The following is an 11,497-nucleotide window of genomic DNA, read 5'->3' as shown; positions in this document are numbered from 1 at the left end:
CCGGACAGCTGACGTTCCCCCACTCCTCCGTCTGCCCCATCCCTCTTTCCCATCGAGCACCACAGCCTGGCCATGGGGTGGGGAATTACGTGAACACGGAGGGTGGGGAATCGGCTGACCGTCGACATCCGCCTTCACTCGAGACCTGGAGCGAGACCGCGACGCCGTGACCGCCGCGCTCACGCTTCCCTACAGCAACGGCCCCACCGAAGGTGTCAACACCAAGACCAAGCGAATCGCGCGCCAGATACACAGACGGGCAGCCGCCCCACTCCTCCGCCACCGCATTCTCCCCGGATAGCAGCACACTCCGTCACCACCGAATGTGAGACAGGGCCTCTTGTTTGACAGACCCTCGGGCCGCATCCGAATGTGCCTTCGGCTCGTCGTGCGCCGCTGGTTGACCGGCTGATGCGTCGGCCGGGCGTTACTGGCAGCGGGGTTGGCGCGTTGCGCCACGTGTGAGGTGTGAGTGTGGTGACCGCCAGCTCTTTGTGGGTGAGAACGTGGGCTGAGCGGGCCGGTCTTGCGGGGTTAGGTTAGGCGTTCCAGCCGATGGAGGAGACGTAGGAGTAGGAGTCGTAGTCGGACCCGAGGTCGTGGATCAGGTCGTCCCAGATTGTGTCCAGGGTGCTTTCGTCCTCTGCGAGCCAGGCGTCGACGGCTGCGTCCCAGATGCGGGGGCGGACGTTGAGGTGGCGGACCTGGAGGTCGCGGCGGTGTCTGCGTTCGACGCGGGACTGGTCGACGGGGTCGATTTCGATGCGCGTTCCGCCCTGGGACATCAATCGCCGTTTGAGGTCCGCGGCGACGTTGTGCCTTCGGAGGTCCCAGTACGCGTCGTCGAGTTTGGCGCGGTTGGCCGGGGTGGGTGAGCGTTCCTCCGCGAGCCAGGCGTACAGGGTGCGGCGGGTGACGTTGATCCCGGCGCGTTCCATGGCCTGGTAGCCGGCGTGGGAGGCGGTGAGGTAACGCAGGCGGGCGGCGATGCCGCGGTCGGTGTTGGCCGGGGAGGCGATGCCGGTGACCATTCGCTCGACTCCGGCGGCCAGGGCGTCGCGTCCTGGGACGCCTTCGGCGCGGTACATCCCGAAGTTCATCCAGCGGCCGGCCATCAGCGGCTGCTCCGGGCAACGGTGTAGTGGACGGGGGCGCCGTCGCGGTCGGTTTTGACCTTCATTTCGGACAGGCCACGCCCTTCGGTGAACACGGTGTGCCAGTCGCCGGCGAGGTGGAGTTCGTCGGTGCCCATGGCGGAGATGACGGTCAGTCCGGCCTGGTGGGCCTTGAACGCGCGGCCCCACAGATTCGCGAATGCCTGGGCGCGGACGATGTGCATCCAGTCCGGGCGGGTGATGTCGCGGTTGTTGTGCGACTCGCCCATGGTCGAGACGAATTTGGAGTACATGGCCTTGATGTAGTGGGCGGTGACGTCGTCTCGGGATGCGAGGGCGTCCGCGCGTACGGTGGCGAGGATTTGCCGCAGGGCGTCGAGAAAGTTCTCCGTCGCGCTCGATGTCCAGGATTCGTGGATGACCGGGGGGTCGAGCAGCCGGTGCTTCGGCCCGGCCAGGCGCAGCAGGAGCCGCAGTGTGGCTTCGGTGATCCACAGCGGCCCGGCTTCCTCGCGGTCGCCGAGTGGGCTGGGCAGCTCGGGGTGGTGCCATGGGGGTGGGGTGATCAGGTGGACGCCGGAGCGCTTTTTGTCGTGTTCGCCGGTGGCGGAGTGTTCCAGGCGCCCGATCGGCAGCCACGTCTTCATCGCCGAGAGGTAGGCCGCGTTGGCATCGAGGGCGGTCACGTGCAGGTCGCCGTCGGGGTGGCGGCGATGGCCGGGGTGGCGCCAGGACGGACGGGCCTCCCAGATCAGGTCCGGGGCGTCTTTCCTGGGTTTGCGAAGGATGTCGGGCAGTGCGGGGTAGGCGGTGTACTCGTAGCGGGCGGTTTTTCGGGTCGCGGCGAACAGCCGCATCACGTCCGGGATCGCTCGCTTGGCCAGCTTGTCCATGGCCGACTCGGCGTCGCCGCCGGCTTTTGTCAACTCCTCGTGGACGGCGCCGGTGACCAGCTGCCCCAGTTCTTCACGTGTCTGCTCCGCCGATGTGGTGCGGCGCCGCTCCTGATGCCGCTCGTGTCCGGCACGCGCGGCGCGCGCCGCGGGGCTCTCCGCGGGACGTTGCGGAGCGGCCGGCGGAATGGGCTGGCGGGGCAGGTCGGCTGCGACCTGGGGGGCGGGCTCGTGGGTCGCGGGCCGCGGCTCTTTCGGCGCGGGGTGGATCTCGGCCAGGCCTTCCAGCAGCCGCAGGTACTTCCCGCGGGCCGGCGGTGCCGGCTCGGTCCTTCCGGTCTCCCAGTTGGCGACTGTCTGAGGTTCGACGCCGACGGCCCCGGCCACCTGCGGCCTGCTCAGCCCGGCGGCCTGGCGCAATCGCAGTCGCTCGGCAGGGTCCGGCATCGCGGCTGCCCGCCGGGCCTCGGCCAGCAGTGCTTCCACGCCTTCGAGTTCACTGCCCATGTCGCCACACTACACCTTGATTAGGTGTGGATTTGCTTCTGACTTGCATTGCATTGTGGGTTCATTGTCTTGAGTCGTGAGGCTTTGGGCGACGCCTCGGCGACGGTTCTGGCCGCTGCCCGGCTGCCGGGGTTCGGGAAGCCGCGCACACGTCAGGGATATTCGCGGTGCCGCCGCTTCTGTCCGGGTGCAGTACGACTGTCGGTCGGTGGCCCCGGCGGCGGTTCGGGGAGCGGTGCGGTGCCGTGCGCGGCGGGGGCTGTGCCGCGCTTGTCTCCCGGTCCGGGGGCGCGATCGTCTCAGCCGCTCTGGGGTCTCGCGCCTTGCCGCCTCACTTGTGGGCGCGCGGCGGGCAGTTCGCGCCCTGGCGCCCTACCTCGCGCGTGCTCGGCCAGGCATCTCGTCCGGGAGGGCGGGGGCATGATCCGCCTGGCACGCCGACTGGCGTCGGAGACTTTCGCTGGAGACGAGGAAATGCGGCTATGGCACGGTCAAGTGAGTTCGCGGACAGTGCGGTCGGTGCGCTGTACGACCGCGCGGCACACCTGCCACTTGAACAGTTGGGCTTCAATCTGCATGTCGGGTACTGGGAGGACTCGCAGGACGAGACCCCCTATCGGGAAGCTGCCGAGCGGCTCACTGATCTGGTGACCAAGCGGCTGCGCGTGGGACCGGGCCGGCGGTCGCTCGACGTCGGATGCGGTGCGGGGGGGCCGGCGCTCCGGGTGGCGCGGGCCACGGGCAGCACGGTCGTCGGCGTCAACATCAGCCGCGAGCAACTGGCGTTCGCGTGCGCGCTGGCCGAGCGGGAGGAGATGACGGACCTGCTGTCCTTTCGGCACGCCGACGGCACCGCTCTGCCGTTCGATGCCGACAGCTTCGATGCGGTGTGGGCGGTGGAGTCGATGCCGCACATGGACCGGGCCCGGGTGTTGCGGGAGATGAGCAGGGTGGTGCGCCCGGGCGGACGCGTGGTCATCACCGATATGTTCGCGCGCAAACCCGCCGCCGAGGCCAGGCAGGAAGTGCTGGAGCGTTTCCGCGAGGCGTGGATGGTCGGCCCGCTGGCCTCCATCGGCGACTACCCGGCGTTGCTGCGCGATGCGGGTCTGCGCCTGCTCGAGCTGGCGGACCTCACCGAGCATGTGCTGGGCCGTTCGCTCCCGTCCCTCGCCGGGCCCGTTGACGGCGCTCAGCACACTTCCGCAGGCCCTGCCGGTGCCGAGGTCGGCGACCAGGCCGCTCTCGCCTACCTGGCCGACCTCGCCGAGGGCGGCGAACTCGGCTACCTGCTGCTCGTGGCCGAGTACCTGCCCGAACTCACGCCCGTTCCGTAGTGCCGACAGAGCAAGACCCAGGTGCGGCCCGAAGGCAATATCCGAAGGACAGTGATGAAGCGAACGCGACCGACCGCAACGCTGCCGCCCGTTCGACGCCCGCCGACTGACGGCGTCGCCGTGCTCGGCACCGGACGTTTGGGCGGGGCCATCGCCGAAGCGCTGCTGGCGGCCGGCCACCCCACCTGTGTGTGGAATCGCACCGCCGACAGAACAGGACCGCAGGCCGATGCGGGCGCCCGAGTCGCGGACTCCCCCGCCGAGGCGGCCGCTGGTGCCGCGCTTCTCGTCCTGTGCGTGGGCGACTTCCAGGCGGTGCGGCAGACGCTATCCGCCGCGGGTGCGAACCTCGTCGGCCGGACCGTGCTCGTGATGACCACGCTCACCCCTGACGAGGCGCGGGCCGCCGCCGCGGTGGCGGCCGAGCACGGTGCCTCCTATGCGTCGGTTCCGTTCATGGCGGGCTACCAGGCCATCGGCCGGCCGGAGTCGCTGCTGCTGTGCGCGGGGCCCCGCGAGGTGTTCGACCGGCACCAGGAGACGCTGCGCGCGCTGGGCGGGGATGTCCGCCATGTGGGGGACGACCCTGGTCTCGGCGCCTTGTTCGAGGCTGCGGTGGTTGGTTTCCTGCTCGAGTTCTGGGCCGGGTACCTGCACACCCTGGCCCTGGTCCGCCGGGAGAGCGGCCCCACGGACGCGTTCGCCTCGGTGTTGCAGAGCACGCTCCAGGGCCTCGCTCCGCTGCTGCCTGTCATTGCCGGGCAGACGGTCAGTGGTGACTACGATCCGGATACCTTCGGCCGCCTCGATTACCTCGCGCCGATGGCGGACGCCATGATCGGTCTGCGGCGTTCCCGCGGGATCGACACTGCCCGGCTGGAACATCTGAAGGGACTGATCGACCAGCGTCTCGGCCTCGGGTTCGGTGGCGAGGGCCTGGCCAGTCTGATCGAGGTGATCGAGGGTTCCGGCGACGGTGGCGCGGGGCCCGTGGGGTGAGACCCGGCCCGGCGCCGTCCCGCGGCGGCTGCGCGTGTGCCGCAGGGCCCGTCTCCGCCCGTGCAGGTGCTGTCGGGTGGCGGCGGGGGCGGGGTGGGAACGGCGCCGGGCCGTGAACGGCGGAGTGTTTCCGCGAGTGGGCCCGTCCCGCCGCCGGGCGGGCTCACGCGGGCTCAACGGGGCGGGGTGCCGGAGTGGGTGGCGACGTAGGCGATGAGCCGTGCCATGTTTGCCGTGTACGACTCGGTCGTTATTCCCTGCTCGGGCTCGCGCGGTTCGTACGGTGCCTCCGCCGGCGGCGCGGCCGGGTCGTACGGCGAGGTGTCGTGGGTGTCGCCGACGTGCGTGCTCATGAAGGCCGTGCCGTCGTAGGGCGCGGCGGGCGGCGGGCCGAGGTGGGGGTTGGTGGTGGAGTCCAGCGGGACCAGCCAGTGGTTGCGGTTGCCGAGGCCCGCGACCAGCTCGGCGGCCTCGGTCTCCTCGACCGTGGGGAGCGGCAACGTGGCTCCGCGGAAGAGGTGGGTCAACTCGATGTCGGCGACGGTGAAGTAGCGCGGCAGCGGGATGCGCCCGCCGGGGGTGAGGGGCGACGCGGCACGCCAGTCGGCGAGTTCCGCGTCGTTCATCGTCATGAGCTGGTCGTAGGTCTCCCACAGGCTCGGGATGTTCAGCCGTTTGGCGGCGTGCGAGTGGCCGAGGGTGTTCTTGTGGTCGTAGTCGAAGTAGTAGGCACCGTTGCGGATGTTGGAACCGAAGCGATGGGTGAAGCGGGCCCGGTTGGTGCCGAGTTCGACGTAGGTGGGGTGGGTGCGGTTGGTGAGCAGGGGGTTTTCCGCGATCTGCTCCTCGGTCAGTCGGCAGGTCTCCAGCCACCGGATGGCTTCGGGGACGCGGCGCAGATGGGAGCGGTCGCCGGTCAGCAGCACGAACGTACAGAGGTGGCGGATCATGTTCTGCGTGATTTCCGGGGCCAGCCCGCGCGGCTCGTACGAACGGGCCCCTGCCGGGGCCCCGGCGGGCCGGCCGTCGCGGGGGGCGGAAAGGTGCTGGAGGCCCCAGCCGGGTTGCGGGGCCGGCTGCTGGAGGCGGTGAACCATGGCCATGGCCCGTTCCACGGGGGGCACCAGATCGCGTCGCCCCAGGGTGTTGGCGCACATCAGCAGGAAGGTCAGATTCCCGATCAGCACACCGTCGTTGAAGGTCAGGTGGCCGGTGTACTCGCCGTCCTCCATGCCGTGCCGGACGTCGGCGGGCAGCCAGGGCGGGCGGTGGTCCGGCCACGGCATGTCATCGACGGCGCCAGGAACGCGCGGGTAGCGCTGTGGCCAGCCGCCGTCCGCTGCGCCGCCCTTGAACTGGGCGTTCAGCACGAAGGCGATCGCCCGGTCCAGGGCTTCTTTGATCCGTGGGTGGCGCCGTTCCAGGTAGAGCCGCAGCAGCAGTTGGCCGGACAGGGTGGTGCCGGCGTCGTCGAAGGTGGCGTTTCCGTAGTGGTGCTGGAACTCTTCCAACCGCCAGCCGTTGGCTCCGACGGTCGCGTACCACCGTTTCAGGGCGTTCTCTCCGGCGAAGTCGTGCACGTAGTTCCAGCCGCCGCAGGGCAACTGCACGTTCACGAGGGCGAGTCCGGTGCGTTCGGCCGCGGCGTAGAAGGATTCCTCGCCCGTGGCGTAGTAGGCGTCGAGCATGCTGTGGCCGACGGTGGGCGTTCCGGGGGGCTGCACCCAGCACATGGTGCGCCGGGCTTCCATTTCGCCCCAGGTTCGGGAGAGGTCCGGCCGGTAGGCCCAGACGTAGGCGCCGCGGTAGGAGAGGTGCTCGTTCATGAAGCGGCCCGCGCTGCTCATGGCGGTGACGGTCCGGGCGGGCGTGGCGGCGCGGGCCGTTTCGGCGTGCAGCCCGGTGAGCGTACCGAGGAGCGGGGCGGCGGCCGCGAGGCGCGTAAAGGCACGGCGTTTCATGGCGTCTCCTCCAACGGGCGGTTCTCTCGGATGACTTGGGCGCCACAGATGGACGCCACAACCGTATAGAGAGCGCTTACTGCGTGGCTATACCCGCGCACCGTCGACTCCGTGGGCTCGGCGATGCCCGGACCCGCCGGCGCTTACGACGGCTTCCGTGAGCATGGAAACCGCTCCGGGCCGGCCGGGAAGGCCGGCGCCGGTGTGTCGTCCCCGGGCTGGTCCACGGTGGGCCGAGGCGGCCGGTTACGGTGCGGACATGGTGATCAACAGGGCTGGGCAGGCGGAGGACTTGACGCGGTCGGGGTACGCTCTGCTGCTGGCCGCGGCACCGGCTCGTGGCGCGCTGGTCGACGTGGACGGCGTACTGCCCAGGCTGGCCGCCGTTCCGCCGGACGTGCTGGCGGGGGCGCAGGTCGGCAGCGTGGTGCAGTTGGCACACCCGTCGAATCCGCACGCGGTCCTCGCCGCGCTGCGGACCGCCGCCGCGCACCCCGGACCGCTGCTTCTGGTCGTCGTCGGTCAGTTGTTGCTCGACAAGGGGCTGACTCCGCACGTGGCGCTGGCCAGGAGCACAGCGCGGTCCGTGCGGTACGACGGGGTGCCGTGGGCGTGGGTGGTGGCGGAACTGCGGTCGCGGCCGGCCGAGTCGACGGCGGTACTCGCGGATCTCGTGGCCGATGCCGCGGTCTGGGAGCGGCGCGGGTCTTTGGCGCTGGCGGACGGCGGGCTGCGGGTATTCGGGACGCTCGCCCCACCGCCGCCCCGGCGGCGGACGGCGCGCCCCAGGTACGCGCATGCGCTCGCGGAGGTTCTGCGGTCGGTGGCGAGCCGGCCGCCGCTGGCGGAGCTGCATCAGGCGGTGCTTGAGCAGGCGGAGGTGAGCCGGACGTCCCGCCTGGTGCTCGGCGCCCAGGCGGTGCCCGATCCGCACGGGTCGGTCCGTGCGGCTGCCAGGGCAGGCCGTTACGCGGAGGCCGCGGCGCTGGCGGCGGCGCACGAGCAGGCCGCGTTGCGGGCCGGCGGGCCGCGTTCGCGCGAGGCCGTGCACTGGCTGGAGGTGCAGGCGGACATTGCGTGGCTGGCGGGGCAGCCGCAGCGGGCGGCGGCCGGGTGGATACGCGTAGCGGTGTCGCGGCTTGCGGCCGGTGAGGCCGCCGAATCCGCGGAGGTGGTGCTGGCGGTGGACCAGGCGCACCACTGCTGGCTGCGCGTGGTGGAGCCGGTGGCCGCCCGGCTGCTCGGCGAGGAACTGGAGCCGCTGCGCCGCGCGGTCCCCGGTCGGCGGCCGGGTGCCCTGGAGGCGTTCCGTCAGCGGCTCGCCGGGCTGTCGGTCGGGCAGCCGGGCCACGCTTCCGACTGAGGCCGGGGGCGGCGGATGGGTGCGCCGCCGGCCGGCTCGTTCCCCGGGGAGGCCGACCGCCTCGGGCGAGCTGCGTGGGATTGCCGCGGGGTGGTGCCCGGCGGGGCCGTGCGGGGCGATGGCCCCGCCGGGCGATCGGCGGTCAGCCGCAGGAGGTGTTGATCCACCGGTGGGATCGCACCGTGTAGGTGCCCGCGAGGTTGCCGCCGAGGCCCTGCGGGGTGCAGCCGATGCGGTTGGTGTAGTCGACTCCGGTGTAGTAGGCGACGCCGGTCAGGCCGCCGGAGACGCCCGCGTTGAACACGGACTTGACGGCGGTGCCCTTCGACCAGGAGCAGCGGGCGGCGCCGCCGAGCCAGTCGCGGTCGGCGACGTCCCACTGGCACTTCGAGCCGCTGAAGTTGTGGCCGCTCCAGAAACAGACCCAGCCGCTCGTGCAGGCTGCGGCGGCGCGGGCGAGGTCGGTTTCGCTGATGTCGGGAGCGGCCGGTGCGGCGTGGGAGTGGGCGGGGTTCGTCAGTGCCAGGGCGGCGGCGAGGGCGAGGGCGGCGGTCAGCTTGCGGATCATGCGCACGTTCTCCTCGTGGGCTGAGACGTTCGGTGCGTCCTTGGTCTGTGATGCTCCCCGGCGGTAACGGGAGCTGTCGCCTTTATCAGTCGAAGTCGGTCAGGGCGGTGCGGGGTGGGGACTGCGCCGCGGGCAGGGGGCGTTGGTAGCGTCTGAACGTGCCGTGCCGGCCGGTTCGGTATGCCGTTCGAGCGAGGGAACCCGATGGCCCCGACGATCTCCAGGGCAGTGATTCCGGCGGCGGGACTCGGCTCCCGTCTGCTGCCGCTGACGAAGGCCACTCCCAAGGAGATGCTGCCCGTCGGCGACATGCCGGTGATCGAGCACACCGTGCGGGAGCTCGTCGCCTCCGGCATCACGGACATCACCATCGTCGTCTCGGGCGGGAAGTCCCTGATCCAGGAGCATTTCCGGCCGAATCCGGCGCTGGTGGAGCGGCTGCGTGCGGATGGGAAGACGGCCTATGCGCAGGCCGTCGAGGAGGTCGCCGAGCTGGCCCGGCAGGGGCACATCACCTACCTCGACCAGCATGGCCCGTACGGGAACGGGACTCCGGTGCTGAACGCCGCGCGGCACTTCCGCGACGAGCCGATGCTCGTGCTGTGGCCGGACGACGTGTTCGTGGCGGCGGTGCCGCGCGCCCAGCAGTTGATCCGTGCGTTCGAGGCGACCCATTGCCCTGTGCTGGCTTTGATGCCGATGGAAGCCGCGGACGCTCCGCGCTACGGCGTGCCGGTGGTGAAGGAGGATCTGGACAACGGGCTGCTGCGCATCACCGGCCTGGTCGAGAAGCCGAAGCCGGCGGACGCGCCGTCGGCGTTCGCCGCCATCGGCGGGTATGTGATCACTCCTGGCATCGTCGACGAACTGCGCGAGCAGACCCGCCGCTGGTACGAGCACCGGCGCGGCGAGATCTATCTGACGGACGCCATCAACGCCTATGCGGCGGGGCGCGCCGTGTACGGGCAGGTGATCTCGGGCCGCTGGTACGACACCGGGAATCCGGCGGATTATCTGGTCGCACAGATGGCGTCGGCGCTGGCACACCCGGAGTACGGGCCGGTGCTCCGCCGGCTCGCCCGTGACCTCGACGGCGAACTCGCGGGCGGCGCCGACGGCTGAGCGGCGGTCCGCGTTCACCTGCCGGGCGGGGCGCCCCTTGTCGGCGCCCGTGCCGGCTACCGCGTCGGCCCGGGGCGGGCGGCGGGCGCCGGGGGGCTGGTGTGCTGGGGGCCGTCGCCGAACGGGCTTGAGGTGTCCGGGGTTTGCCGTGTTGGCGGCTTGTGGTCGGGGAGCGCGGGTGCGGGCGCGGGCGCGGGTGTGCGCGGGGAGACACGAGGCAGCCCTTAGCGGCATTTTTCCCCTTTATGCATATGGTTCTGCTTGCACGGTTCCACTGATCGGCGGCTTCGTACCGGAGGCATGCATGGGCTTCGTGACCACCCGCGACGGCGCGGAGATCTTCTTCAAGGACTGGGGCGGCAGCGGGCCGCCGGTCGTCTTCTCCCACGGCTGGCCGCTCAACGCGGACGTCTGGGACGACCAGATGAACCTGGTCGCCGAGAACGGCTACCGCGGCATCGCGCCCGACCGCCGCGGCCACGGCCGTTCCACCCAGACGTGGCACGGCAACGACATGGACACGTACGCCGACGACCTGGCGCAGGTCATGGAGGCGCTCGACCTGCGGGACGCGACCCTCGTGGGCCACTCCACCGGGGGCGGTGAAGTGGCCCGGTACATCGGCCGGCACGGCACGTCCCGGGTCAGGAGGGCCGTGCTGCTCTCCGCCGTTCCCCCGCTGATGCTGAAGACGCCCGCCAACCCCGAGGGCACGCCGATCGACATCTTCGACGGCATTCGCGAGGGTATCCGCACGGAACGCTCGCAGTTTTGGAAGGACCTCACCGAGAAGTTCTTCGGTGCGAACCGCCCGGACAACAATGTCACGCAGGGCAATAAGGACGCCTTCTGGCTGATGGGCATGCAGCTGGGCATCAAGGGGGCCCTGGACTGCGTCCGAGCGTTCTCGGAGACGGACTTCACCGAGGACTTGAAGCGGTTTGACATCCCGACGCTGGTGATTCACGGTGACGACGACCAGATCGTCCCGATCGACGCGGCGGGGAAGAAGTCCGCCGAGATCATCCCCGACGCCACGCTGAAGGTCTACCCCGGCGCGCCCCACGGGCTTGCCGGAGTTCCGGGCTTCAAGGAGCAGTTCCACGCGGACCTGCTGGCGTTCCTCAAGAGCTGACCCCTGTCGGGGCACCCCCGTGCGCCGGTGGTTATTCGGTGGCGGGCGGGGGCGCGGGACGGCACACTCGGCCGAATGGTTTCAACAATTCAGAATGTCGCGATCGACTGTGCGAATGCGTTCGAGCTGGCGCAGTTCTGGAGCGCGGTGACCGGGCATCCGCTGGACCCGGAGGACGGTCCCGGTGATGACGAGGTGCAGGTCTTGCTGCCCGAGGGGCCGTTGCTTCACTTCAACGAGGTGCCGGAGGCGAAGTCGGTGAAGAACCGGCTGCACTTGTGTCTGCGGCCGGACTCCACGTGTCAGGAAGAAGTCGATCGGCTGCTCGCGCTCGGTGCGGCCTTGGTCGCCGATCACCGCAAGCCGGGGGGTTACGGCTGGGCCGTCCTGGCGGACCCTGAGGGGAACGAGTTCTGCGTGCTGCACAGCGCGGCGGAACGGGCGGCCGCGGGCGTGCACTGACCGTGCGGTTGCGGCGCGGGCGGCCAGGGCGGGAG

General features: G+C 70.7%; 10 protein-coding genes and 1 pseudogene. 7 read left to right on the top strand and 4 right to left on the bottom strand.

Annotated features, from left to right (window positions below; translation table 11 throughout):
- Positions 1 to 118: 118 nt before the first annotated feature.
- A pseudogene (locus RM779_RS27715) lies at positions 119 to 301 on the top strand (transposase); the annotation flags it as partial.
- Between the two features lie 238 nt (positions 302 to 539).
- Here the strand turns inward: RM779_RS27715 and RM779_RS27710 are convergent.
- Together RM779_RS27710 and RM779_RS27705 are read right to left on the bottom strand one after the other, a co-directional pair.
- Positions 540 to 1,115, bottom strand: coding sequence for a transcriptional regulator (locus RM779_RS27710; RefSeq protein WP_311620508.1), 576 nt, complete (start codon positions 1,113 to 1,115; stop codon positions 540 to 542).
- Complete coding sequence (locus RM779_RS27705) at positions 1,115 to 2,515, bottom strand: helix-turn-helix domain-containing protein (protein WP_311620507.1); 1,401 nt, start codon at positions 2,513 to 2,515, stop codon at positions 1,115 to 1,117. The genes RM779_RS27710 and RM779_RS27705 overlap by 1 nt, the downstream gene beginning before the upstream one ends.
- 482 nt (positions 2,516 to 2,997) lie before the next feature.
- Between RM779_RS27705 and RM779_RS27700 the strand changes: the two genes are divergently transcribed.
- Together RM779_RS27700 and RM779_RS27695 are read left to right on the top strand one after the other, a co-directional pair.
- Positions 2,998 to 3,852, top strand: a complete 855-nt coding sequence (locus RM779_RS27700; protein WP_311620506.1) for an SAM-dependent methyltransferase — start codon at positions 2,998 to 3,000, stop codon at positions 3,850 to 3,852.
- A gap of 54 nt (positions 3,853 to 3,906) precedes the next feature.
- A complete protein-coding gene (locus tag RM779_RS27695) occupies positions 3,907 to 4,851 on the top strand; it encodes an NAD(P)-dependent oxidoreductase (RefSeq protein ID WP_311620505.1) in 945 nt (314 codons plus the stop codon).
- A 173-nt stretch (positions 4,852 to 5,024) separates the two neighbouring features.
- On the opposite strand, the gene RM779_RS27690 is transcribed toward RM779_RS27695, so the two are convergent.
- Complete coding sequence (locus tag RM779_RS27690; RefSeq protein WP_311620504.1) at positions 5,025 to 6,812, bottom strand: pectate lyase; 1,788 nt, start codon at positions 6,810 to 6,812, stop codon at positions 5,025 to 5,027.
- A 259-nt stretch (positions 6,813 to 7,071) separates the two neighbouring features.
- Here RM779_RS27690 and RM779_RS27685 point away from each other — a divergent pair, with 259 nt between their 5' ends.
- Entirely contained in the window at positions 7,072 to 8,175 is a 1,104-nt protein-coding gene (locus tag RM779_RS27685) for a hypothetical protein (RefSeq protein WP_311620503.1), read from the top strand.
- 142 nt (positions 8,176 to 8,317) lie between these two features.
- Here RM779_RS27685 and RM779_RS27680 read toward each other — a convergent pair whose 3' ends face one another.
- Entirely contained in the window at positions 8,318 to 8,743 is a 426-nt protein-coding gene (locus RM779_RS27680; RefSeq protein WP_311620502.1) for a peptidase inhibitor family I36 protein, read from the bottom strand.
- Positions 8,744 to 8,947: 204 nt separating this feature from the next.
- Between RM779_RS27680 and RM779_RS27675 the strand changes: the two genes are divergently transcribed.
- From RM779_RS27675 to RM779_RS27665, 3 genes are all read left to right on the top strand, one after another.
- Positions 8,948 to 9,865, top strand: coding sequence for a UTP--glucose-1-phosphate uridylyltransferase (locus tag RM779_RS27675; protein ID WP_311620501.1), 918 nt, complete (start codon positions 8,948 to 8,950; stop codon positions 9,863 to 9,865).
- A 304-nt stretch (positions 9,866 to 10,169) separates the two neighbouring features.
- Entirely contained in the window at positions 10,170 to 11,000 is an 831-nt protein-coding gene (locus RM779_RS27670) for an alpha/beta fold hydrolase (protein WP_311620500.1), read from the top strand.
- 75 nt (positions 11,001 to 11,075) lie between these two features.
- Positions 11,076 to 11,462 carry a VOC family protein gene (locus tag RM779_RS27665; RefSeq protein ID WP_311620499.1) on the top strand — a complete coding sequence of 129 codons (387 nt, stop codon included), beginning with the start codon at positions 11,076 to 11,078 and terminating at the stop codon, positions 11,460 to 11,462.
- Positions 11,463 to 11,497: the final 35 nt, after the last annotated feature.

Origin of the sequence: Streptomyces johnsoniae (assembly GCF_031845565.1) — a bacterium.
In the GTDB taxonomy this organism is placed as follows: Bacteria; Actinomycetota; Actinomycetes; order Streptomycetales; family Streptomycetaceae; genus Streptomyces; species Streptomyces johnsoniae.
Note: the sequence above shows the minus strand (reverse complement) of the source record. Positions and strands in the feature narration are given on the sequence as shown.